Raw genomic sequence first — 25317 nt, forward strand, 5'->3', positions numbered from 1 at the left:
AAAGGCAGAACAAGCGTACAATGCAAAAGGGAGCCGTGCGTCAACACGACTCCCCATGCAATAGCCGCTTTTAAGGGCGGTAGGCCTCAACAAACAGGACACGACAGATAGACCGCATACCTTTGCGAGAGGGGGCGGTCTATCTGCGTTTATTGGACAGCAACGCTACGATAAGCGAACCAAAGGTTAGCGTAAGCATCTTGCTTCAAACACTGTTCCTCCCTTCTGAGAGAGGTAGCCGACCGACCCTTTAAGCCTAATCTATTGCTCAATCAGTTTTACTTGTGAGGAGAGCTGCAGATGCCGGACATACAGGCAATTGTATTAGACTTGGATGGAACGTTGCTCAGCAGTGACAAATCCATATCACCTAGAAATTATCAGACTGTTAAAAGATGTTATGATTCTGGAATTCATATTATTGTTGCCACGGCTTAAGCAACGTGGAAGATATTTAAGCAAAAGGAAGAATCTTAATTAGATAGGTGTAGGAAAGAGGTTTTATTGTGGAACATTTGTCACAGTATACTTACGTTCAATCGATTGCTAAAGCTACCATAAGCGAATTACAGGAGATAATTAAAGAAGGCATAACGGAAAAGGAAATCGTTTGTAGAGCCGAAGAGATCATGAGAAATAAGGGGAGTCATAGTTTTTGGTATCACGGTGTAGGGGCATTTGTACACGTTGGAAAGAGAACAATCATTTCTGAGTCGGGTAAGGGATATACGCCTTCGGATATATCTGTCGGCAGGAATGATATCGTGACCATCGATCTTAGTCCAGAGATTAACGCCTATTGGGGAGACTATGCACGAACACTAATAGTGCTCGATGGAAATGTTATTGCTGAAGACGCACTTGCAAAAACCAAAAATGAATCTGCATTAGAATTTTCACATGGAATTAACGCCGAAAAGGAACTCCATAAAGTATTTATTAATTTTGTAAGACCTGACATGACTTTTGAAGAAGTTTATTTATATATGAATGAGGTTATACAACAACTTGGTTATATTAATCTTGATTTTTCTGGAAACTTGGGGCACACAATCGAATTCAATATAGATCAAAGAAGATATTTTGAGTCGGGGAATAAGATGAAGCTTAGTGAAGGATCACTATTTACATTTGAGCCACATATAAAGTACAGAAATGGAGTGTATGGCTTTAAACGGGAGAATATTTATTATTTCCGTAATGGAGAATTACTTGTTTTATAGGAATGAGTCATTCTGTTCAACAAAGGCAGACCTATTAGCATGAGTTGTCTTATTGGTATGTGTGGCACTCGTAGATATTAGAAATTGATATGGCAAATCGATAAAAGGCTCAAAACTGTCGGGGTCATCAGGAATAAAGAGGTGTGCATGTCGTTATGAGAACGAGTTCTCTTATTATCCCGACCTTATCGAGGCTGCAGGGAGTTTAACTCCAGATTGAGGGAAAGAAAGAATTGCTTAAGGAGATAAACCAATCCCGCGGGGAATGGAAAATCGTGAGCAGTTACTAAAACTATAAGTGGACATCGAACCGTCTATTTTCACTTTCTTGTGGAAATAGACGGTTTTTTGTCATATTGGTAGTTTGATCCTACTCAGGCGATTAGCATTGCTTTTGGTATAATAGATTTAATAGGCTGGTTTAAAGATTGAGGAGAAGTTATGGATATTAAGAAACAAGTAGAGGATTCTCTGATCAAACATAAAAAACAGACCATAACGCTCTGGGAGCTGGAGTCAATTTGTTCCGGTTCCTATTGCAGTTATGCAGAACTTTCGCAAGCCATTCTGGAGCTGGAGGAGAGCGGTGTGCTGCAGATGGTGAAGGCTCAGGGCCGCAATGGAAAGGAGCCGTCGCTTGTCTATCAATACCGCATAAATAAGAGCATGCTGAATAGGAGCCTGCAGAAGGAGCTTCAACTGGCGGAGCTGCGTCTCGACCCAAATATCAAGTTAAACGCTTATTACAGCTTGCCTATTGAGGTGTGGCTGGAGGATCAGCTATTTATTGAACAGATCGATGCCTATTTGCGTGAGTTCCCGATGCCCCATGAGCCGGTTCCGGCCCCTGAGAGAAGCTTCGAACTCGTGGGAGACGAGAAGTGGATTACGGAAGGCGGGGGTGAGGAGCTGCTGAACCGGATCAGGCTGTGGGAACAGATGAAGGTTCTATCCGTAGCGGACCCGCTTATGTTTGCCATCAACCCGCGAGGGGTGCATGCGAACTCCCATGTTCATCACCACTTGATTGTGGAGAATAAGACAACTTTCCAGGCTCTGCTGCAAGAATTACCGGTGGTACCCTTCACTTCACTCATCTATGGCAGCGGCAAAAAGGTGATCCGAAGCATTGAGCTGCTTTCTTATCAGCTTCCTTTAAATCCGAACAATCACCGATTTCATTATTTTGGTGATATCGACCATGAAGGCATTAATATCTGGTACGCACTTGACCGTAAGGTAAATGGTTTATATGGCGAGCCGGTCCGGCTGGCCATTCCCTTCTATGAAGCATGTGTTCAAAAGCCATATGCGCAGGGGAAGGAAACACAACGCAAGGATGAGAAGGCGATGGAAGCTTTTTTATCTCATTTTGATGCGCTGATCCAACTGACTATTCAAACAACTCTATCCAACGGCGGTTATTACCCTCAGGAAATCATTAAATCGACAGAGCTTCGCCAGATCTGGAGGTCGGCAGTATGGACGGATTAAATGTGGTGCAGCTCACGTCCGGGTTTCGGGACCGGATGACGAAGCTTGCGTTGTTCGATCCGCTATTTGAGCTGAGATCCAAGCGCAAGTCCGACCGCAATCAGAAGCCCATTGACATGATGGAGCTGGGGCTGCTAACACTTCTATACTTCTTCGAGCAGAAGCTACTGCGAAACAGCAAGGCCGGTGTTAGGGATTTGGCAGAATTTCTCTATGAGCAAACCCGGGATGTCTACGATCTGCCTCATGAAGAAGTTGTAGAGCTTGCACGCCAGATTATTCAGACATTTCGCCCGGCCTCAGGGAAAAAGCGGGACTTCACTTTTTTTAATTGGGAGTACCATGAAACAGAGCAAGTATACACTTCGATCATTAAGGCGCATGCCTTTGACCTGAAGACCAACACCCAATACTACACGCTCGATGAGGATGGATTGGAGCTTGTTTTTGCTACGAAAGAGTTTTATATGGAATTTCAGCTATCTATCCACCAACTGGTGCTCCGCAAGCAATTGGAAAAGGGAGAATTTGATGGGGCCCTCAGACAAATCAATGAAATGCGTGTAGACGTAGAGTCTCTTCAAGACCGGATGCAGAAGCTCGAGCATGAAATCAAGCGCAACACTGTATCGGAGGAGACGTTTGCACGGTACAAATCGCTGTTAGAGGATATTTATCTTCGCTTGTATCGGGAAAATGAGGAATTTGAGGAGCTGCGGCAATTTGTAAGAGATGTGAAGGACCGAATTCATGCGGAAACGTCGAGGAATAAGGAGCAGAGGCCGTATGAGTTGATTCTTCGAATCGCCAATGAGCTGGAAATCGTTCACGGGGAGCATACGGTTCTATTCCGTCAGAGCATGGAGCTTAAGGCTCAAGCCTTAACCGCTGCGAAGGAATCTCTCTATTATACCGGGCTGAACTCCTTTAATTTCGAACAGGACGTTGCTTCGTTGATCTTCGGTTCGCCGCTACCGCTTGAGAGCATGAAGGGAATTGTGGCGCCATTTCTTCTGGTGGAGCAGCCAAAGCAATGGTCGCTTCTGACGGTATGGGCGGAGCAGAATATCCAGGAAGAGTCGAGTGGAGCAACCGGTGACAACCGGTTCATGGACTATGACGGTGAGCAAGCGTCTGACGCTTATACAGAGGGTAGAAAAGAGGACTTCCTTCAATATATGGAATGGCTACTTCGACTATTGGAAGGGGAAGGACACACAAAGCTGTCCGATATGGCGGAGGTTATCCGGGAAGTGGGGCAGGGGCAGCTGCTGGTCCGGCGTTCTTTTTATGACTTCTGGCTCATCCTTCATCAACGCAGCCCCGTTAGAACAGAGCGGACGGAGATCGAAGACAGCGACCTGGCCCGCAATCAATGGCTGGAAAATGTATTAGGGCTGTTGGGTAACCGGACTTTGATTGTGGAGGAAGCCAAGGAGCTCGTCAAGGTGAACGAGCGATTCACGATACAGAATATGGTGGCTTCATGGAAGGAGGATGAAGATGGCACTAGATAATGCAACGGTGATGAAAGCTTTTCGAATATACACGAACTTGGCTAGGGATGGGCATGCAGACAAGGAGCTGCTGCAGCAATATGTAGCGGATGACGAAATACGGGGACTTGTGGATCAGTTTGCGCGTGAGGTGGACTGTGTGACGATTGTTGCGGGAGAGAAGCTCTATATGATGCCGGAGACGAGGCTGTCCCCCTTCCATGTAAGCAATGATTTCATTAAGCGCCATTACATGCGGGCGAATGCGGTGAACGTGGACATCTACTTGATGTATGTTTCGATTATTGTGCTTATTGGGGCTTTCTATGACAGCTATCACTCGGTGGAGCCCACCCGCAGCTTCATCAGATTGGAGGAGTGGACGGAGCTGGTGAACGAAAGGCTGTCCATCCTGAAGCAGTTCCCGGAAGAGGAGCTTAAGGTGTTGGAAAAAGAGTTCTCCTATCATTGGACGGCACTCGTCGAAAAGTGGGAGGCCATGGATGATGTGAAGGAAACCGCCCAGCGTCAGAGCGGCAATACGATCAGCCGGATCAGCTTCATCGATATGGTCCGGCGATTCCTACTGGCCCAAGAGCTGATTGAGGACATCGGGAATCAGGAGATCAATTTGACGGAAAAAGCGAAGATCGTGGTGCAGCGTTATTTCATGGAACTGGAGTATAACCGCGGCGTATTGGAATTTCTCTATCAATTCGAGCATGTGAGGAAGGAGGGGGCGAAGGATGCCGGCCATCTCTAAAATCCGTTTTACCAACGTTGTATATGAAGATGGGAACAAAAGATATAATGACGAGACGTTTCATTTTGACGGGCATAATGGAGCCATTCTGCTTGAGAACGGCGGGGGCAAGACGGTCTTCATCCAGACGGCGCTGCAAGCCGTGCTGCCCCATACCGAACTGGCCGGAAGAAAGGTCAAGGAGACTCTTAACCTTACGAATGGTCCTGCCCATATTGCCATTGAATGGATTCTCCATGAGCGCCCGCGCAGATACGCCGTGACCTGTGTAACGTTATTCTTGAATTCGAATTCAGCGGGACTGGATTCCATTCGTTATGTTTACGATTACCCGGCTCATGATGCGGATGGGATTGATGACATCCCTTTTGTCAGACAGACCGGGGGGCAGAAACGTCCGGCCGATAAGGGCGAGATGCAGGATTATTACCAGTCCATGTGCAGCAAGAGGGTTACCGCGCATACTTTTTCGACCATTAAGAGTTACCATCAGTACCTGGAGGAGCAGCTTCATATTATTTCCGGTGAGTGGGAATGGATGGCCAAGATTAATCAATCCGAAGGCGGGATTGAACATTTTTTTGATGAATGCAAGACCACGACACTGCTCTTCGACCGGCTGCTGATCCCGGTAGTGGAGGCATCCATGTCCGGTTATTCGGAAGGGGAGTTTGCCGCTGCGTTCCAGACTCATCGAGACGGCTTCAAGCGGTATAAGGAGCTGAAGCTGAAGGTGGAGGAGAATGAGCGCATTCTGGCGGAGCTGGACCGGTACGTAGAAGCCTATGGAAAGCTTCGCGACCGACAATCTGCCTATTCGCTCATTCAATCCGAGGCGAAGACCTATTGGCAGACCGCCCAACAGCAGGAGGAAGCTCAACACGCGGAGCTCTTGAAGCTGGAGGAGCAGACGAACAAGTGGAAAGAACGCAAGGTACAGCTTACTGAAATCAAGGATTCTCTTCATATCGCGAAGCAAAAGCAAGCCTTGGACGCTGCGTTGCAACAGCGGGGATTGGTGGAGGACGATAAGCATCAGGCGGCAGAAGAGCTGGATGCGTCGGAGCTGGAATATTATTCACTGCAATTCGCCGACTACCGGAGTCAGAAGCTGCTGGCCGCGGAGCAGGAGCGGGTGGCTTCGGTCAAGCTGGACCAGCTTGAGTCTACGATGGATGAACGCCAACTGGACGAGGCCTGGGCACGCAACAGCGGACAAATCGCTTATTTGCTGCATGCGGCGATGGAGAAGCTGACGGCAGACAAGCAGCGTTTGGAGCAGGAGTGCCTGCAGATCCAAAGTAAGCTCCATAAGGATGAACAGCAGATGAAGCTGCAGGAGTCGGAGCTTAGAGGACTGGAAGACGGGCTGTTGAAGCTGGAAGCCAAGGAAGCTCACAAAACGGAGGAGCGGGACTCCATTCGAAAGATGATCCTGGCTAACGCAGATCTGGAGAATGTCGAGGACAAGCTTGCCTTTTGGATGAAACGTCAGAATGAGCTGGATGAGAGTAATGTATCGCTGATACAGGCGAACAAGGAGCTGGCCGCCCGGAAGGTCCAGGAGAAGGATGAGTTATCCCGGGTGCAGAAGGAAATCCGGGAGCACGGCAGCCTTCTGAGTCGGTTGGAGGAACGCAAGAATCAGCAGACTGAGGCCCATCGGAGCCTATTGCTCGGTTTAAAGGCGATCCGTCCAGCCTGGGAAAAGCTGCAATCGGTCTACGACCGCCAGACCTCCATCGAGCGTCAGCTGGCGGAAGACCTGGACCGGTTGAACAGCGACAAGGAGCGGCTGCTGCAGAAGGAGCGTCTGGCATTCCGTCTGGTAGACGACTACGGGGATCAGGAGCGTTTTGTTGCGGACCCGTTCCTTGAGAAGCTGGTTCAGAAGTGGGTTAATTTATTTACGGTGCTCCAAACAGGTACGGAATATTTGGAGGATACGGGCTTCTCTTTAGAAGGGCTGCAGGGCCAGGCGCAATCGCTTTGGCCGGTGACGCTGATTGCGGTAGAGCATGAGAAGGCTGCACTCTGTCAGAAGCTGCAGGCTTACGCGGAGCAGCTTCAATACCCGGTTCGTGTCATCTCGACCAGCGAGGCGGCCACCCTTGCGCTGGACCGGACGACATCCGGCTCCCAATGGGGAACATGGGTGGAGCCGGAGCATTGGGGCAGCAATGTCAAACGGGAAGCGTTCGCAGCGTGGAAGCAAACGGCTATTCAGGCTGCCGACGGCACCCGGTTGGAACGAATGGAGCAAGAGCGCCAAATCAAACGCTGGGAGGATATCATCGGGAAGGTAACAAGCTACCTTGCCGAATACCCTTTAGAGCAGGTTCAAGAGGCGGAGGGGCAGTTAGCTGAGTTCAAGCTGAAGCTCCGGCAATTGGAGCAGGAAAGCTCCAGGATTAGCACCTCTATTGAACAACTGGAAGTCATGCAGGAGTCGAATACACGAAGGATCAGCGACCAGAAGGATGAACTGAACCAGCTCGCAGTCTGGATTGAACAAGGGCGGAAATATACGGCGCTTGGCAGAGAAGTAGAGGAGCTTCGCAAGGATGTGGAGCATCTCAAGGAGCAAAGAGAAGGACTACAGAACAGAATCAACCGACATATGCGTGTGATGGAAGCGGGACGGCAGCGGGAAAAGCATCTTTTGAGTGAGCTTCGCCTTGTGGAGGATGAAGGAAGAGGGATAAGCACTCAAGAGTTGTTCGTGGAGGTTACCCGCTATCCCATGCTGGAGGCGGAAGCCTCTCTGGAGCGTTTGAAGGTGGAACGGGAGAGCCTGTATTTCCAGCGTCAGCGCATATCGCAGAGCAGGCGCGAGCTGGAGCTGGAACGCAGATCAGCTTCGGAGAAGCAGGCTATAGCGGAGCGGGAAATGAATCGGCTGCATTTGGAGCATTCCCATCTGTCGGAGGAACGGGAGTTCCCGCTGCATGGCAAGCAGCTCATGGAGGAGCTGTTCGGGCGCATACAAGACCGCAAGATGAGGGTGCAACGTCTGTCGGAGGAATACAGCAGGGTGGACACCGAATGTGTCCAGCTGCAGTCGGTGACCGATCTGCTCCTCAAACAGTACAATGAGAATCATTCGGCGAAAGCACCCATCATGTTTATGGAGCCGTTATCGAAGATTGCGGAGAGGATCTCGATGGAAGACGCCGCTCTGCTAACAGAGAAACAAGGTCTCGAACAGTTGGAGACCCGGATGAAGTCCCACTTGTATGATATCAGGGACGTCATTCAAGAGCTAACGCCTTATAAGCTAATGCACGGCTTTGAGAACCCTGCCATCACACCCGCAGTATTGACGGATGAGGCGGTATCCGAATTCGGCTACAACCGCAAGCGGGTTGTGAAGGATACTTTGCAAAGGCTGGATGCCAGCAACAAGGCCGTGGAGCTGGAAAGGGAGATATTGAACAAAGGCCGGGACCGGTTCAAAGCATTTTGCCGCAAGATGATTAAGGATGTCAAGCTTCGGGAAATGGCGGAGCAAGGCGTGGAGCAGGCACGATCCTATGACGGAATCGTATCCTTCCAGTTGGCCATGAAGACCCGGATTCATCGAGCCAATCATATTGCCGAGGAAACCATGCGTACGCATAATCAAGAGCTGGAGCAGTACATTGTCCACCTCCATTCCCATCTCAGGCAGGTGACGTTGGAATTAAGAGATATTCCAAACAAAACGAGGGTCAAGGTGGAGAACGAGTGGAAGTCCATCTACTCCTTCAGCATTCCGGAATGGGAGGAGCAGGAAGGGAAGGGCGCTATTCGTCAGCATCTGGATTGGATACTGGATCAGCTGGAGAATGATAAGTATCGCAATGGCGAAGGTCTGGAGCAGGAAGCTGCCGTGAAGAGAGACCTGGAAAAATGGCTGGAAACCAAGCAATTGCTTCAGGTCGTTCTTCAGGATAAAGCCATGAAGGTCACCTGCCGGAAGGTGACGAATGAGAACACCTTAACCCGTGCCTCCTACTCTTGGGAGCAGTCCAACAACTGGTCCGGCGGGGAAAAATGGAGCAAGAATATGACCCTGTTCCTTGGACTGCTAAATTATACGGCGGAGAAGCGCAGGCATATTCAGGCGGGAATGAAGCGGCATCGGACGGTGATTCTGGATAATCCGTTCGGCAAGGCCTCCAGCGACCATGTGCTTAGCCCTGTATTTTTTATTGCGGAGCAGCTTGGCTTCCAGATTATTGCCCTTACTGCACATGCGGCAGGCAAATTCCTGCAGGATTACTTCCCGATTGTGTTCAGCTGCAGGCTTCGTCAAACGGCAGGCTCCGGCAAACAGGTCATGACCAAGGAAAAGGCCATCAACCAGGCCTATTTCCGGGACCACGCTCCAGCAGCAATCGAGCGCCTGGGATCGGTCGCCCAGGTGGAGTTATTTTAATATAATTGTTCTTAGATTGGCGTTAAAACGGTGATAGGTTGGGGATAAACTGTATCCCCAACCACCCTGAATAACCCGAATAGAACGAAATGCGAACAACAAAAAACCAGTAAAATCAAGGGTTCTGCCGACTATAACAGATTCAATCGGAGCCGTGGCGCAATCGTTGGTTAGGAAAAACTAATAGTTGATGTGTATTGGCGAATATAGTAAAGAGGGGCGTTAAACCCCTCTTTTTGTTGTTGGTTATTCTACTATGTTGATTTTGAAAAAAAATGACCGCCATTTAGATTTAGGCGGTCACGTGATTATTACCCTAACATCCCTTTTAGTTTAATATAATTTAACGGCTACAAGTCTGAGGGTAAACCATAAAGATACATCTTAATGCAATCTGAACTTTGAAGTAATGCGGTGGTTGTTTTTGTGTTTGGTGTTCTGTAAATTACAGGATAATCTATTTCTTCGTATACTTCGCGTATAGGAAAAGCCAATTTTTCTTCTTTTAGTGAGAACTGAGCATCCACACCTTTTTTATTTCCACGTGCATCTAAGCGAATCCATTTTCCAATTGACCTAAGATAAACGCCATTTAACGCATGGATAACGTAACCTGTATCAGGAGTATCTCCTAAAGTTAGACGTTGGTAACAGAAACCAGCTGGTATTCCTTGGCACCTCAATAAAGCACACAAAAGATTTGATTTTGCATAACAAATTCCTTCTTGGTAGAAAAGGGCTTCAGATGCTCTACACGTAATGCGTGAACTTTGGATATCCCAAGAATGAGATATGTTATCACGAACAAATTCAAAAGCGGACTTAACAAATTCAATTTCATTTAACGATTGGCTATATAATTCCGAAGATATATCTTTTATCGAAAAATGACCATAATCAACTTCTTCAGTTTCTTCTAAATAATCATCCAGGTTACTGGATTCACATGTAAGTTCCATTCTTTTCCCTCTCAAACGTTTATTTGAAATTGCAATTTCATTACATGACTTGAATTTTGAATAATAATTTTATTTACTAATAACTTGCCAATTCCTCGGAGTGCTAGATTAGCGTTTACAACCAATGAACGTATTTCCGCTAAATAAAATCCAATATATGTAAAATGGTCATTCCTACTATTTTAGTATTTTCAACTGTCACAAAGAAGCATTGTAAGTGTTCGTAAATAGATGCACGAGTACATGTAATAGTTGTCCCTGAACTGCGGACTGTTCTATTAATTTATATATCGCCTCTGAATCACTCATTACTGCCTTCCTATCAGCATGTAGAACCTCCCCTGCTAAAAATGGAAACTATTTGAAATAAGGTTAATAATTATGCGATAAAATTGATTTTTATTCAATGCAAATTTTTGGTTCGAAGTATGGTCATTAGTGTCATAAATCTTAGGATTTCTTGCCTCCTACAAGGCGCTTATTTTACATCTGTCGAGTATTCAAAAAAATTCAGGCGTGTCAAACAGCCATAAACTCTGTTGTAGCCTGCATTTGTTGATGACTTGGCAATGGGAGGGGGTACACAATGTAATAATAGAATAGGAGAAAGTGTTGTTCGTCTGAAGAAAGAACTCAAGCGGTTTATGAAGTTGGAAGAACTGACTCCTGAGATGGTGCATAGGTTTATTGATAAGATTGAAGTACAGGCGGACGGCTCCGGTAGACATTCATGATAAGTTTACCCCCACCGCCTTTCTTACGGCTTAAAATTACAGTGACCGACACTCAAGGTCATGTGGAGTCGGTGGCGGTGTTAGTGAAGAGTGGGGGTATTTTTTTTGTGCAGTCAAGGATAGTACCTTTGATCGTGGGGGGATTTGGATAAGGGAAGTGTTCTACATCAGCTTATTTCGTGAAACCAGAAAATGGACAGTAGGGGTGGAACTAAGCCACAAATATCAGTCTGTGAGTGATTATATCCTAAACTTTTAGGAGGGATGAATATAATGGCGAAAAAAATTAAAACTTTAAGAGTTTCTCTGCTCCTTTCTATATTATGTATTATTACATCGGGAATAAACTACTTGAATAATAAATTGCCTGTAGTTGGAGTATTGCTTGTTGTAACATTAGTTGCGTTTATAATTCAAGTTGTTGCTTATACAATAGAAATGAAAAGCATTAAAAATAATAGTGTGAAATAAAAATTAAGCTAGGGAGTGCCAATTCTCTATACCCAAAGCTTATTCCCATTTGAAGAGATTGCCCGGGAATATTGGGGGAATATAACCTGAACCGCCAATACACAGTGACTGTCACTGGATCGGCGGTTTGTCTTATTTATAGACTGACCCGGACGGAGGACTTGGAGCAATACCTTTAATCATCAATTCCGTCCATTGAGCGGTATAAGGAAGGATCTTGTCGTAGATGTGAGGGCTGGAAATCCCTTCAACTAAGGCTTGGAAATAAATCAAAAGAAACTCATCTGAATATTTCAGATCGACCTTGCCTTCTTTACGTCCGCGATGGAATAAATCCAGCATGATATTAAAGCTTTCCTTAGCGTATTGCTGCATCATCACAGATAAGCCATCATCACCCTTTTTGGTGAAAAAATCCATTAGGTCTAAATAAAACTCTTTTTTGATTTTATCCAGATATTGAATTTTGTTCTGACTCATCGCGATAAGGGTTTCTTCGAAGGGCTTATTTTCGGCCATGATTCCCCGGGCGGTATCCCCCATTTTATTCAAAAAATACTTAAAAACCTCATGGATAAGATTTTCTTTACTCCCGAAATATTTGAAAATCGTTGTTTTTCCAACGTTGGATTTCTCAGCAATCTCATCCATTGTTAAATTTTCTATGCCTGCCTCTGTATTCATCAAGTTGAAAGTTGCTTCTAAAACTTGTTTTTTCTTCTGCTGTGTCCGCTTTTCAAAACCATTCATTTATCATTCCTGCTTTCTATCTCAAATGAATAAAATATATATTTGTGGAGTATAGTTCATATTTTTCTTTCCTATATATTATATAGCTACAATTATGAGTTATCAAACAGATAATAGTTCTAAACTAACGATTTTTAAATTGACTAAGCACATAAAAAGGTATATAACTGAATCTGTAAATGAACTTTGGTTTAAAACAAAAGTCAAAACTCGATAATATGAATTTTAACCTCATTAACAGTTCATATTTATCCGGGATTAACTTTGCTTTAGACTGGAAAGCACGTTACTAAAACTGTTTAAAGGGAGTTTTAGTGCTATGGATAAAATTGTAGATGTGCAAGGCCTGCAAAAAAAGTTCGGGAAATTTAAAGCGCTGCATGATGTGACATTCACAGTAAATGCCGGGGAGGTTGTGGGCTTCATTGGGCCAAATGGCGCGGGGAAGTCAACAACCATTCGCACTTTGCTGGGAATTATTAATCGTGATGCCGGGGATGTGAAGATTTTTGGCAAGGATGTATGGAAGGATAGCCTTGAGATTCATAAGCGGATCTCCTATGTTCCAGGGGATGTGGCTCTGTGGGGCACCTTAACGGGTGGCGAAATTATTGATCTGTTTATTAAGCTACATGGTGGAGGAGACAAGGATAAGCGTGATTATTTGATTAAACGTTTTGAACTCGATCCTAAGAAAAAGGCAAAAGGCTATTCAAAAGGAAACCGGCAAAAGGTTGGCTTGATTGCGGCTTTGTCCGTGGACTCCGATTTGTATATTTTCGATGAACCGACTTCTGGTCTTGACCCGTTGATGGAAGCTGTCTTCCAAGATGAGGTTGAGAAAATCAAGCATAGAGGGAAGGCTATCTTACTATCCTCTCATATATTGAGTGAAGTGGAACGTTTAGCCGATAAGGTGGTTATCATTCGTCAAGGTAAGGTTGTTGAAACCGGGACACTAGATGAATTACGTCACCTGACCCGTTCTACAGTAACTCTGGTAACAGAGGGGGATGTGGCTGAGATGGCATCCGTTAACGGTGTCCATGACTTTAAGCATAAAGGTAATCAGGCGACATTCTCTGCGGATAATGAATATATCAATGACATATTGACCAATGCGGCAAAATTGGGTGTTAAGAGGTTTGAATCTGTACCGCCAACGCTTGAAGACTTATTCATGCGGCATTATGAAGTCTAAGAGTTGGGAACGGAGGAGAACATGAAATGAAAGAAAAATTTGCACGGTGGAATGTACTATTTGCGCAGTATCTGAAACGGGATTGGAAAAAATTGATTATCTGGATTGTAGGTCTGGGTTTATTTTCAGCCGGGTATGTTCCAGCTTTTGAGGAAATCGGCAAGGGGCAGGGTTTGCAGGGGATGTATGAGACCTTGCAGAATCCCGCTATGATCTCAATGGTTGGACCGACACCAATTGATACCGCAGCTGATTACACTCTGGGTGCTATGTATGCGCACGAAATGTTGTTATTCTGTGGTTTGTTTGCGATGATTATAGCTGCTTTGCATGTTGTGAGCCATACCCGTAAAGAAGAAGAATATGGGCTTACTGAGCTGGTACGCTCCTTTCAAGTAGGCCGTCAAGCCAATTCGCTTGCTGTGATTGCCGAAGTAGTGTTTATCAATATTGTATTGGCGCTGGTTATTGGCGGGGTTATGGCTAGCTTCGGTGTAGATACGATTTCGGCCAAGGGATCATTCCTGTTTGGGGCATCGATCGGAATAGCTGGTATTTTGGGGGCAGTAATTGCCTTGGTTATGGCACAAATTATGCCAACTTCCTCCGGAGCAACGGGTTCTTCGCTGGGGATTGTAGGTTTACTCTATATTGTCCGTGCGGGTACGGATGTATCGAATGTTGATTTCTCCATGGTTAATCCTATGGGTTGGACCTATCTGACTTTTCCATTTACTGAAAATAATTGGTTTCCCCTGATTTTGGCCGTAGCCTTCTGTGTCATTGCAGTAATTATTGCTTTTACCCTTGAGGGCGGCCGGGATATGGGGGCAGGCTATTTACCGGAAAGAGAAGGGCGTGAGGCAGCGAAAAAATCTTTGTTGTCCGTACCCGGCTTGTTTATCAAGCTTAACAAAGGCATGATCATTAGCTGGTTGATTGCCTTTGTAATTATGGGAGCAGCCTATGGTTCGATTTATGGAGATATGCAAACGTTCCTTGGCAGCAATGAAATGATGAGTCAAATGTTCACAATAGCAGGAGTTTCAATTGAAGCGTCTTTTACTGGAACGATTATGATGGTAATGATTGGATTGGTTTCTATTTTACCTATTGCCATCGTTAATAAACTGTTCTCGGAAGAAGCGCGACTGCATTTGAGCCAGCTTTATTCTACAAAAGTGACCCGGGCCCAGCTCTATTGGACGAGTGTCATTTTGGCAATTGCTGCTGGAGTCGTTGGAGTATTACTGGCTTCAGGCGGACTTGGCGGTACAGCAATCTCTGCGATGGGTGACAGCTCATCTATGAATATGGGAGACTTCATCGCCGCAGGCTATAACTTCCTGCCGTCTGTGTTGTTCTTTACCGGGCTTGCAGCTTTGGCTTTAGGCTGGGCACCAAGACTGGGTAAAGTGATTTATGCTTATCTTGGTTATTCCTTTGCTTTAAACTACTTTGGCGGAATTTTAGATTTGCCGGAATGGTTTTCAAAAACAGCCGTTCAAAGCTGGATTCCACGGATGCCAATTGATAAGTTTGATGGAGCAACCTTCATTACGATGACAGTGATTAGTATGGCCTTGATGGTGTTTGGCTATATTGGATATCGCAGACGGGACATGGTTGAAGGAGCTTAACAGTTATAGACAGTCAGAGTTAATGGAATATTATCGGGTTTTAACAACTTCACTGACAGCAGATGTCAGTGAAGTTGTTTTATTATAAGGATAACCACTCATTAATGAGGAGCATTTAGAAATGAATAATACAGTATATCTTTATGTGTTTGATACCATGTCCGATTGGGAAATAGGTTATTTAGCCGCCGAACTGAACTCTGGAAGATACTTCAGAAAGGGGTTGGCTCCAGCAAAAATAGTCACCGTTGGGATAGATAAGACTCCAGTAACTACAATGGGCGGACTTTCAATAATGCCTGACATTAAAGTGGAGGAGTGCAGCATTAAAAGCGCAGATGCACTGATTTTACCTGGCGGAAATACATGGACAGAAGCTATTCACGTGCCCATATTAAAAATTGCCGAGATGTGTTTAAAGGAAGGGATAGTCGTTGGAGCAATTTGCGGTGCTACCTTTGGACTTGCTCAAGCAGGATTATTAGATTCACGTTGGCATACGAGCAATGATTTGGATTACCTAAAAATGATTTGCCGTTCTTACACGGGAGAGGAATACTACAAAGTGGAATCTGCTGTCACCGATGGGAAATTGATCACCGCATCCGGAGTAGCCCCATTAGAATTTTCTGTTCATGTTTTAAAAGCGCTGGATGTATTGTCTCCAGTAACATTAGACGCTTGGTATCTTCTTAATAAAACTCATGAACCTAAATATTTCTACGAGTTAATGAATTCTATCCAGTGACAGTATAACGAAGAGACGTGCGGGAATCCCCACGTTTCTTTTTTTTTCGTTACCAAGCGTGAATTCCGGCTGGAAAATGAAATGAATTCACTAAAGGTATATTTTACAAATAAAAAACAAAAAAATAGGTGCAAGGATTCTTATTGGTCAATCGTATCCAGTATAGAAACCAAGGATGTTATCTATCTATTTTATTACGAGGAGTATACCGTGCCTGAAATGGCCCAGTTGCTAAATTAACTAAAGCAAAATCCTAAACAAGTATGGGCTATGTTTTTCTGACAACGAAAAGCATAGCCTTTTTGAGCTTACAGGAAACTTAAAAGCACAAGGCAGCCGTATGAGCTACCCTGTGCTTATTGCAGTTGGGATAGAAGAAACTATTCTTCCAACCTCCAAATGTGTTTGTCCGCCCGGAACGGCAGGCAAGAACATGCACCGAAAATTCCGATGGCCAGAAATAGCAAAGCTGCACCGGAGCCTTTGCCGGTTCCGACCAGTGCGACCCACAGGCTGTCCAGCGGCTGCCCTGCCATAAAGGGTTCAAACACCCTGTCAACCAATACGCCACCGCACAGATATCCCACAGGAATGGTGAAAAACTGTAACGTATTCCTTGCCGAATAGACACGCCCCTGCATCTCAATCGGGATTTTTGAGCGGAAAAGTACATCCATATTAGCGTTCATAACCGGAATGAATATCCATCCGAGGATGGCACCCAAACACCACACAGGCGTACTTCTGCCGAAGGCAAGGATGAAATTCTCGGAACTCATGGAAAACAGCAAGCAATTCAAAATGACCCGAACCCGGCTTTTAGGCGGCGGCAGAATCGTAGCCGAAAGGCTTCCAACCATCATGGCAATCCCTGTAACGGTGTTGACCATACCTAGCGCCAACTCTCCGCCGCCAGCACGTGAGAGCATCATTGCGGGCAGGGCAGCATTAAAGATCGAGGCGGTAAAATTAATCACGGCCAAAAACAGAATCAGATCCAGAATTCCCCGGTTGTCCCTGAGATACCGCAGGCCGCTTTTAGCAGATTGTAATACTGTCTCGCTCCCTGTGCCGCTCTGCTTTGGAACTTGCGGGATATGGACAAAGCATAGCAACGCTATGAACGCTGTGGTGAATGTAATCAAATCAAACAGGATAACAACCCGGATACTTGTAAAGGAAAGCATTGAAGTGGCGAGTATAGGCGTTAGTATGGTAACCAGTGAATTGGACAAGGAACGCATCCCGCTAACCCTCTGGTAGTGCTTTTGCGGAGCCAACAGGCTAATAGCTACATCTGACGCCGGCTGCTGAACAGTGTTCATCAGTCCATTCAAGGTATTGATCAAATACAGATGCCAGATCTGGAGCTTACCCGTTGACATCAGAATAAGGATTGAAACGGTGCAAAGTGCCGCAAAGCTGTCACTGATCAGCATGGTGGCCTTCTTGTTCCACCGGTCGCTCAGCGCACCTGCGAAGATACTCAGCAGGACGTAGGGGGCATAGGAACAGATAGCCAAAAGCGAGCTGGTAAGAGCCGACCCATGCTGCTGATAAGACCAGATCACCAAGGCAAAGGCGGTCATTGCACTGCCCAGTGCTGAAAAGGACTGTGTAATCCATAAAATCAGGAACGAACGAAGTTCCCTAATGTTCATTTTGAAATTTTTTATCATGACTCTGCTCCTCTTTCAATGAATTCTAAACGATTCAATGAAAGTGCAAAGCCGAACGGACGAACTTAAGCTTCGCTCCGTGCAGTTTCGTCCGGTTCAGACCTTGCACGGAGCAGTGCCGCTGCATATTGTCATTTGGTTTCTCCTTCTTTATCGCCTGAAATGAAATTCACCTTAAAGTAAATTCTTCTTTATTTTACCATGTGCGAACCCGGAAAATAATTATATAATTGAAATTTCCAAGGATGTACACTATCAAAAGCTTCTACGCTGATACAGTGCTTGGATTGAAATTTCCTCTTCTCATGTTATAATAAGGGCAGAAATAGCGTAAAATGCAAAGAGAGCCGTGCGACCAACACGACTCCCCTTTTGCAATAGCCGCTTTTAAGGGCGGCGGCTTCGGAATAGCAGTCATGAGATAGACCGTTTCCTTTGGACAGGGCGGTCTATTTCTTTTTGAGGTAGTTAAGCAGAGCAATAATGAACATGCCGAACATGAACATCAGTGACAACGCCTGATAAGCCTCCATTGGCCTCACCTCCCTTCCGGGAGATTAGCCGACCGCCCTTGCAAGCCTTCCATTGCTCTTGCAATTATATCATGTTGTACGGTGCCTTGGAATATTTTAGTACTCTATGTTTAAACGTGCAGAAAGACCTAATTTAAAACATACTCAGGATAAAGCGTTATCCTGATATTTATAGAGAGGTTATTGATATGACAAACAATTTTTGGCGTGATTTGCCGCGGCCTTTTTTCATACTGGCGCCTATGGAGGATGTGACGGATGTTGTTTTTCGCCATGTCGTCAGTAGAGCGGGCCGACCGGATGTGTTTTTTACGGAGTTTGCGAATTCAGAGAGCTATTGTCACCCGGAGGGGCACCATGCTGTGCGCGGGCGTTTGACGTTTACAGAGGATGAACAGCCCATTGTAGCGCATATCTGGGGAGACAAGCCGGAATACTTCCGTCAGATGAGCATCGGGATGGCGAAAGAAGGCTTCAAAGGCATCGATATTAATATGGGTTGTCCTGTAGCAAATGTAGCAGAGAACGGGAAGGGAAGCGGCCTGATCTGCCGTCCCGAACTCGCAGGGGAGATCATCCAGGCCGCCAAAGCCGGAGGACTTCCCGTCAGTGTAAAAACAAGGCTCGGTTTCACCGAAATCGACGAATGGCGCGGCTGGTTAACCCATATTTTGCAGCAGGACATTGTGAATCTGTCCATTCATCTGCGCACCAGAGAAGAAATGAGCAAAGTAGATGCCCACTGGGAGCTGATTCCGGAGATCAAGAAGCTTCGCGATGAGGTGGCACCACACACCCTGCTGACCATTAACGGGGATATCCCTGACCGTCAGACCGGCCTTAAGCTCGCTGAGCAGTACGGTGTGGATGGGATTATGATTGGGCGCGGTATTTTTCAGAATCCGTTTGCGTTTGAGCAGGAGCCGAAGGAACACAGTAGTGAGGAATTGCTTGATCTGCTAAGGCTGCATCTGGATCTCTATGATCAATACTCAGGACAGGCACCACGTTCGTTCAGCCCCCTTCAACGTTTCTTCAAAATCTATGTCCGCGGATTCCGCGGGGCAAGCGAATTAAGAAATAACTTGATGAACACCAAGTCCACAAGTGAAGTCCGTGCGCTGCTCGATGAATTTGCAAGCAAAGTGCAGGATGACGGGGAACGTGAGGATCAATCGTAAATTACAAATTTCCCTTGTTCATGTAGCATTTTGATAGATTCCACCATATGATTAATTTGGTCTTCGGAGTGTCTTTCCCATGATCCTAATTCCGCTATGATTTTGAGTGGGGATTTGGATCTATAGGAACGTGTCGGGTTTCCGGGGAATCTCTTGTCCGTTACGTTCGGGTCATTTTCAAACTCGCCTAAGGGTTCAACCATATAAATCCTTTCCTTGGCTTCAGAAGCTGCTAATTCGGCACCCCATTTGGCAGCCTCTAACGTGGCCGTGAAATAGATATAGTTGGATTTTTTATTCTGGTAATTAGATAAGTGTTGAGGTTCTAACAAATCTCCGATCTTCAGCTCTGCTTTTGTACCGTGAAAAAAAGGACCGTTATCCAGCACATCTTTTTGGTTATTCATATAGATCCACCTCTTCTTTGCGATTGGTACACACTAGTATAGGGGGCAAACCGGCAAAATTGTAGTCTGTAAATCCATCGTAAATCGAAGTATAATTAAAGTAGAGAGAAGATCAGGGCGGCGGTGGAAGGTGTCCATCGCTTTTTTTTGTGCGTTAGCGTTGGGATTGCCAAAAGCAATTCTATCCGCTGTTTTATATAAAGGGGGATTACATGTCCTGGAGCAAACTGAAGCAACAACTGGAGGGCTTTTTCAGTCCTGCGTTACATGGAAGGGTGGAATACCGCGCACCGGGTTACCGTTATCTGCCTGATAAATCAGGGACTTGTTATATCTCGGTAGATAAAAAGAACGTGCTGGGCATGAGCGATAAAAGTAACCCTATCCGATGGTATCAAACGGAGCTGGACATCAAAAATGATCCGGACATCCGAATTCCTGTCACAAGTAGCGACATTGAAGCAGTCAGACAAGCCACCAAGGGGCCGGTACCGGAGGATCGCTTAATCATAATGGCTAGAAGCAGAAAAAGTACAGAACATGCCAAAGAGCTTATGTCAGCACAGGCTGCATTAAGTAAATCGAATTTTAAAGTGGTAGCTAACAAGTTTCTGACTACTCCTATAGAGGAAAGCCTAGCGAGCGATGATATCTTGATGAATGTTCTGGCTTTGGTGGATAAACGAGTAGGGAAGAAGCGAATTCTAAGCATGGCCGGGAAGATGGAGCTGAAGCATCCGGTTGTGCGGTATTTTTATGAACTGCGGCTGGGGGCGTTGTGAGGTAAACTATTTCTAGCAGATTTCATAGAAAAATGAGGGCTTATGTGATGCCGAAAAAAGATAATATGCTGGCCATCCTATGGATGCTGAACTCCGGCGTAAAAATAACGGCGAAGCAGATCGCTGAGAAGCTGGAAATTAATATACGGACCGTGTACCGGTATATCGATGCGCTATGTGCCAGCGGAGTGCCTATCATCTCCGATTCTGGTCATAACGGCGGGTATAGCCTGCTCAGTAATACGATCAGAGCACCTCTACTATTTGATATGGACGAGAAGAAGGCGCTCCTTCATGCTGCACTTTTTGCCAAAGAGGCCGGATCCCCTATGAGTGACGTATTGGACAATGCAGCAGCAAAGCTAAAAATGTATTCGAATCAGGAGCAGGAGCAGGTGCTCAGCCGCCATTTAGCGGGCTTTGAAGTGATAAACCGTACAGCGCCTGCTTCTGTCCAGCCGGTGCTTGCGGAATTGGAATGGGCGGTAGCCAATGAATGCTCTGTAGAAATTGCTTATCGTACAAGCCGTGAAGAGCATGCCAAGAACAGGATGATCGACCCGTATGGGATGGTCTACTGGAATAACAGATGGTACACGGTTGCCTTTTGCCACCTGAAAAAGGAGCTCCGCAGCTTCCGGGCAGACCGGATTCTGACAATCAAGCGTACGGCGGAGAATTTTAAGCGCTCGGAGAGTTTTTCGGCCCGCGACAGCTTCCTGCATAATCTGCTGCCTGATGTAGCAGGCAAGGAAGGGGTGATGGCTGTAAGGATAGAAGGTACGGCGGATGCGCTGGACGACCTGTGTATGCACTGGTTTCTGGGGCATCATCTGAAGGAGCGGACAGCCGGTCAGGCCATCTTTACCCTTGAGGAGGAGAACGTTCACAGATATGTTCCTTCTTTTCTGCTGCCCTATGGGAAATCGATTCAAGTAATAGAGCCGCAGAGTTTAAAGGAAAGGCTTGTTGCTACTGCGGCCGAGTTAATGGAATATTATCAGCAGTAACAGCTTCATTGACAGCGGATGTCAGTGGAGCTGTTTTATTATGAGGATAATCATTGATATAAATGATATCGCCAAAATAAAAAAAAGGCGCAATATTGAATCTGCGCCGACAATAAAAATTCTTATGAACCTCTAATTTTCGAAGAACTGATTTTTATCTGTTCCAGCAATGGTTAAATTTATCGCTGCAGAGTCTGCGACAAGTTTGAATTGTGTCTCATTTACTTTTATTGCTGTCGCTGACACTGAAGCTAGTTGATAATTTAGGTCATTAACCAAGTCTTCCATATCATAATATTCCCATTCTAACAAAATAGTGGCTGTGTTTGTGCCATCACTAACTGTAAACGAACGGTTCTTGGTATGATCTTCGTCTGTGCCGGTGAAATAGTTATTATCAAAGAAATAAGCCCAGTCATTCCCGCCTAATGTAACAGAAGCATCAGATCCAGTCTTAAAGGTGGATATAAAGAACGTGTCACTAAATCCCATTCCAGCTAATGTCCGCTCCCCTAAGTTTATTCCATGTGCATTACAGTAGTCTTGGATAAAACTATCTATCGCTGAGCCTACTACCTGTCCTGAACTAAATCCATTCAACGGAATATTCCAGGTTAGGTCAACAGGTATTGTAACGGTTCCATCACTAATAGTGAAGTGTTTCGGATTACTTTGGAAATCTGTTGAGGTTATCTTTTTGCTTTCTTTCCTGGCTTGTGTAGCATAGGTGACTGAGAAGTCGAAATTGGTTATAGCTTTACTTGTAATAGTCTCTGGTTCATTACTCTCGGCTTGAACATGGATGGTAATTTCTTTTGTATCAGAAATGGTTGCTGAGGTAATTGTCGCTATGAGCACTACGTCAGTATCAGCTGTTAACCCTGCACGAGTAATATTCCCCGTCGAAATATCTACAATAGAAGATTGCATAGAATCTTTTAATGCCCAGGTAACAGCGGCGCCATCTTGAATGCTTGGCAAAGTGACTTGGTCATCGGTTCCATTGTAGGTTACCTTTAAATTCCCTTTAGCTGTTGCTACTAATTCCAGCCCAGCAATCGCTGCCTCCGCATCCGTCAATCTGGTAATATCACCTACCAGCGTCTTCTGGGCAGGAGTCAAGTGATTAAAATCCATACGTGCTTTAACTACAGCTGTTTTGTTGGCCAGGGTGATTTCTGCTTTTGCAGGTAAGGCAGCAATTTGGCCTTTCACCTGGTTGGCTGCTTCAAGGTCTAGTGCTGCTTGAGTTTCCAGTGCAACAATAGCTGCCTCTGCATCCGTCAGTCTGGCAATATCCCCTACCAGAGTTTTCTGGGCTGGTGTTAAAGCTTCAAAATCAGTACGTGCTTTAACTACAGCTGTTTTGTTGGCTAGGGTAATTTCCGCTTTTTCAGGCAAGGCAGCAATTATGCCTTTCACCTGGTTGGCTGCTTCAAGGTCTAGTGCCGCTTGAGTTTCCAGCGCAACAATAGCCGACTCTGCATCCGTTAATCTGGAAATATCCCCTACCAGAGTTTTCTGGGCTGGTGTTAAGTGATTAAAATCCATACGTGCCTTAACTACAGCTGTTTTGTTGGCCAGGGTGACTTCTGCTTTTGCAGGCAGAGCAGCAATTTGGTCTTTCACCTGGTTGGCTGCAGCCAGATCAAGAGCAGCTTGAGCTTCCAGCTCAGCAATCGTAGCCTCCGCATCCGTTAATCTGGCAATATCTCCTACCAGAGTTTTCTGGGCTGGTGTTAGAGCATCAAAATCAGTACGTGCTTTAACGACAGCTGTTTTGTTGGCCAGCGTGATTTCTGCTTTTGCAGGCAAGGCAGCAATTTGGTCTTTCACCTGGTTGGCTGCTTCTAGGTCTAGTGCCGCTTTAGTTTCCAGCGCAGCAATAGCAGCCTCTGCATCCGTCAGTCTGGCAATATCTCCTACCAGAGTTTTCTGGGCTGGTGTTAGAGCATCAAAATCAGTACGTGCTTTAACGACAGCTGTTTTGTTGGCCAGCGTGATTTCTGCTTTTGCAGGCAAGGCAGCAATTTGGTCTTTCACCTGGTTGGCTGCTTCAAGGTCCAGTGCCGCTTGAGTTTCCAGCGCAACAATAGCTGCCTCTGCATCCGTCAGTCTGGAAATATCTCCTACCAGAATTTTCTGGGAGGGTGTTAAAGCATCAAAATCAGTACGTGCTTTAACGACAGCTGTTTTGTTAGCCAGGGTAATTTCTGCTTTTGCAGGCAAGGCAGCGATTTGTTCTTTCACCTGGGTTGCTGCAGCCAGATCAAGAGCAGCTTGAGCTTCCAACTCAGCAATGGCTGCCTCCGCATCCGTCAATCTAGCAATATCCCCTACCAGAGTTTTCTGGGCTGGTGTTAAGGCATCAAAATCAGTACGTGCTTTAACTACAGCTGTTTTGTTGTCAAGGGTGATTTCCGCTTTTGCAGGCAAGGCAGCAATTTGGGTTTTCACCTGGGTTGCTGCTTCAAGGTCTAGTGCCGCTTGAGTTTCCAGTGCAACAATAGCTGCCTCTGCATCCGTCAGTCTGGCAATATCTCCTACCAGAGTTTTCTGGGCTGGTGTTAGAGCATCAAAATCAGTACGTGCTTTAACTACAGCTGTTTTGTTGGCTAGGGTAATTTCCGCTTTTTCAGGCAAGGCAGCAATTATGCCTTTCACCTGGTTGGCTGCTTCAAGGTCTAGTGCCGCTTGAGTTTCCAGCGCAACAATAGCCGACTCTGCATCCGTTAATCTGGAAATATCCCCTACCAGAGTTTTCTGGGCTGGTGTTAAAGCTTCAAAATCAGTACGTGCTTTAACGACAGCTGTTTTGTTAGCCAGGGTAATTTCTGCTTTTGCAGGCAAGGCAGCGATTTGGTCCTTTACCCGGGTTGCTGCTTCTAGATCTACTGTATTTTGTGGTGTCGGGGTTGGGGTAGGCGTTGGTGTAGATATAGGTGTCGGTGTTGGTGTAGATATAGGTGTTGGCGTCGGTGTTGGTGTTGGTATAGGTGTAGCTATGGATGTAGGTATTGGTGTCGGTACAGAAACCGGCGTTGTTGTTGGTGCAGGTGTAGATGTAGGTGTAGAAATAGGTGTAGAAGTAGGTGTAGGTGTAGGTGTAGGTGTAGGTGTAGGTGTCACAGGTGGTATGGACTTTTGTTCATCAATCTTAGTCTTTTCGGTTAAAAACTTAGAAGCGACGATAGCTACATCCTGACGGCTTGCATTATTAACCGGGTTGAAGGTGCCATCAGGATTTCCCTTCATAAGTCCCAGTTCAACGGCAGCACCAACTGCATCTTTAGCCCAGCTGGCAATTGAATTAGCGTCTGAAAATGTTAAATTCTGTCCTTTTCCGGCACTGTTAACGCCTAGTGCATTCACAAAGATTACAGCCATTTGTTCGCGGGTGAGGTTTTGATTGGTACCAAATATTCCATGACCCATACCTTTAAGAAGGCCTGCTTTAACAGCGGCTTCTACAGCAGAAAAGGCATAACTGTTTACCGGGACGTCTGTGAAAGTAGATGATTGTGGAGGGTTGCTAAGCTCCAAATTGAGAGCCTTTGCCAGTATAATTGCAAAGTCCTGTCGTTTGATATTACTTGTCGGATTAAATTTGCCGTCACCAGTACCATTGATAATTCCTTTTTCGACTAACTCAATAATGGCATCTTTGGCATAGCTGTTTGAGATATCGGTCAAAGACTCCGCTGCAGATGTATGTGGTACCAGGGCACCAAGCAAGGCAGCTGTTGATAGGATCGATATCGACTTCACTTTAAATTTCTTCTTCATAAATTTCTCCTTAAATAGTTATATTTAAAATTTTAAATAA

Annotated in this window: 20 protein-coding genes; 14 read left to right on the forward strand and 6 right to left on the reverse strand. The window is 45.7% G+C overall.

Translation table 11 applies throughout. The features are described from left to right. The first annotated feature begins 300 nt into the window (after positions 1 to 300). The 6 genes from JRJ22_RS29620 to JRJ22_RS02815 all read left to right on the forward strand — a co-directional run bounded on the left by JRJ22_RS29620 (position 301) and on the right by JRJ22_RS02815 (position 9396). Positions 301 to 438: an HAD family hydrolase gene (locus tag JRJ22_RS29620; protein ID WP_206103135.1), complete on the forward strand. Its 138-nt coding sequence runs from the start codon at positions 301 to 303 to the stop codon at positions 436 to 438. A 68-nt stretch (positions 439 to 506) separates the two neighbouring features. Next, complete coding sequence (locus tag JRJ22_RS02795; protein ID WP_206103136.1) at positions 507 to 1223, forward strand: M24 family metallopeptidase; 717 nt, start codon at positions 507 to 509, stop codon at positions 1221 to 1223. 441 nt (positions 1224 to 1664) lie between these two features. Continuing rightward, complete coding sequence (locus tag JRJ22_RS02800; protein WP_206103137.1) at positions 1665 to 2717, forward strand: Wadjet anti-phage system protein JetD domain-containing protein; 1053 nt, start codon at positions 1665 to 1667, stop codon at positions 2715 to 2717. Next, positions 2705 to 4234: a replicative DNA helicase gene (locus JRJ22_RS02805; RefSeq protein WP_206103138.1), complete on the forward strand. Its 1530-nt coding sequence runs from the start codon at positions 2705 to 2707 to the stop codon at positions 4232 to 4234. Before JRJ22_RS02800 ends, JRJ22_RS02805 begins: the two co-directional genes overlap by 13 nt. Further along, positions 4221 to 4976 carry a DUF6063 family protein gene (locus JRJ22_RS02810; RefSeq protein WP_206103139.1) on the forward strand — a complete coding sequence of 252 codons (756 nt, stop codon included), beginning with the start codon at positions 4221 to 4223 and terminating at the stop codon, positions 4974 to 4976. Before JRJ22_RS02805 ends, JRJ22_RS02810 begins: the two co-directional genes overlap by 14 nt. Beyond that, the gene (locus JRJ22_RS02815; protein ID WP_206103140.1) at positions 4960 to 9396 is read left to right on the forward strand and encodes a coiled-coil domain-containing protein; all 4437 of its coding nucleotides are present in this window, start codon (positions 4960 to 4962) and stop codon (positions 9394 to 9396) included. Before JRJ22_RS02810 ends, JRJ22_RS02815 begins: the two co-directional genes overlap by 17 nt. Positions 9397 to 9746: 350 nt before the next feature. Here JRJ22_RS02815 and JRJ22_RS02820 read toward each other — a convergent pair whose 3' ends face one another. Next, on the reverse strand, positions 9747 to 10355 hold the full coding sequence (locus JRJ22_RS02820) for a transglutaminase-like domain-containing protein (protein ID WP_206103141.1): 609 nt from the start codon (positions 10353 to 10355) through the stop codon (positions 9747 to 9749). Positions 10356 to 10924: 569 nt separating this feature from the next. On the opposite strand from JRJ22_RS02820, the gene JRJ22_RS29625 reads away from it, so the two are divergent. Both JRJ22_RS29625 and JRJ22_RS02830 read left to right on the forward strand, forming a co-directional pair. Next, positions 10925 to 11089 (forward strand): DUF4368 domain-containing protein, encoded by a 165-nt coding sequence (locus JRJ22_RS29625; protein WP_408637884.1) that lies wholly within the window; start codon positions 10925 to 10927, stop codon positions 11087 to 11089. A gap of 273 nt (positions 11090 to 11362) precedes the next feature. Further along, positions 11363 to 11560 carry a hypothetical protein gene (locus JRJ22_RS02830; protein ID WP_206103143.1) on the forward strand — a complete coding sequence of 66 codons (198 nt, stop codon included), beginning with the start codon at positions 11363 to 11365 and terminating at the stop codon, positions 11558 to 11560. Between the two features lie 132 nt (positions 11561 to 11692). Here JRJ22_RS02830 and JRJ22_RS02835 read toward each other — a convergent pair whose 3' ends face one another. Further along, entirely contained in the window at positions 11693 to 12310 is a 618-nt protein-coding gene (locus JRJ22_RS02835) for a TetR/AcrR family transcriptional regulator (RefSeq protein ID WP_206103144.1), read from the reverse strand. 319 nt (positions 12311 to 12629) lie between these two features. Between JRJ22_RS02835 and JRJ22_RS02840 the strand changes: the two genes are divergently transcribed. From JRJ22_RS02840 to JRJ22_RS02850, 3 genes are all read left to right on the forward strand, one after another. Next, positions 12630 to 13511: an ABC transporter ATP-binding protein gene (locus JRJ22_RS02840; protein ID WP_206103145.1), complete on the forward strand. Its 882-nt coding sequence runs from the start codon at positions 12630 to 12632 to the stop codon at positions 13509 to 13511. Between the two features lie 26 nt (positions 13512 to 13537). After that, positions 13538 to 15151, forward strand: a complete 1614-nt coding sequence (locus tag JRJ22_RS02845; RefSeq protein ID WP_206103146.1) for an ABC transporter permease — start codon at positions 13538 to 13540, stop codon at positions 15149 to 15151. 121 nt (positions 15152 to 15272) lie between these two features. Next, the gene (locus JRJ22_RS02850) at positions 15273 to 15899 is read left to right on the forward strand and encodes a type 1 glutamine amidotransferase family protein (protein ID WP_206103147.1); all 627 of its coding nucleotides are present in this window, start codon (positions 15273 to 15275) and stop codon (positions 15897 to 15899) included. A 380-nt stretch (positions 15900 to 16279) separates the two neighbouring features. On the opposite strand, the gene JRJ22_RS02855 is transcribed toward JRJ22_RS02850, so the two are convergent. After that, positions 16280 to 17578: an MFS transporter gene (locus JRJ22_RS02855; protein ID WP_206103148.1), complete on the reverse strand. Its 1299-nt coding sequence runs from the start codon at positions 17576 to 17578 to the stop codon at positions 16280 to 16282. Between the two features lie 449 nt (positions 17579 to 18027). Then, complete coding sequence (locus tag JRJ22_RS29095; RefSeq protein ID WP_232381148.1) at positions 18028 to 18111, reverse strand: putative holin-like toxin; 84 nt, start codon at positions 18109 to 18111, stop codon at positions 18028 to 18030. Positions 18112 to 18299: 188 nt separating this feature from the next. On the opposite strand from JRJ22_RS29095, the gene JRJ22_RS02860 reads away from it, so the two are divergent. After that, positions 18300 to 19292 (forward strand): tRNA dihydrouridine synthase, encoded by a 993-nt coding sequence (locus JRJ22_RS02860; protein ID WP_206103149.1) that lies wholly within the window; start codon positions 18300 to 18302, stop codon positions 19290 to 19292. Here the strand turns inward: JRJ22_RS02860 and arr are convergent. Then, the gene (arr, locus tag JRJ22_RS02865; RefSeq protein ID WP_206103150.1) at positions 19283 to 19699 is read right to left on the reverse strand and encodes an NAD(+)--rifampin ADP-ribosyltransferase; all 417 of its coding nucleotides are present in this window, start codon (positions 19697 to 19699) and stop codon (positions 19283 to 19285) included. The genes JRJ22_RS02860 and arr overlap by 10 nt on opposite strands. A 212-nt stretch (positions 19700 to 19911) precedes the next feature. Between arr and JRJ22_RS02870 the strand changes: the two genes are divergently transcribed. Continuing rightward, on the forward strand, positions 19912 to 20481 hold the full coding sequence (locus JRJ22_RS02870; protein ID WP_206103151.1) for an SF0329 family protein: 570 nt from the start codon (positions 19912 to 19914) through the stop codon (positions 20479 to 20481). A 47-nt stretch (positions 20482 to 20528) separates the two neighbouring features. Beyond that, a complete protein-coding gene (locus tag JRJ22_RS02875) occupies positions 20529 to 21491 on the forward strand; it encodes a helix-turn-helix transcriptional regulator (RefSeq protein WP_206103152.1) in 963 nt (320 codons plus the stop codon). Between the two features lie 132 nt (positions 21492 to 21623). Here JRJ22_RS02875 and JRJ22_RS02880 read toward each other — a convergent pair whose 3' ends face one another. After that, positions 21624 to 25277, reverse strand: coding sequence for an S-layer homology domain-containing protein (locus JRJ22_RS02880; protein ID WP_206103153.1), 3654 nt, complete (start codon positions 25275 to 25277; stop codon positions 21624 to 21626). Positions 25278 to 25317: the final 40 nt, after the last annotated feature.

It is taken from the genome of Paenibacillus tianjinensis, assembly GCF_017086365.1.
In the GTDB taxonomy this organism is placed as follows: Bacteria; Bacillota; Bacilli; order Paenibacillales; family Paenibacillaceae; genus Paenibacillus_AQ; species Paenibacillus_AQ tianjinensis.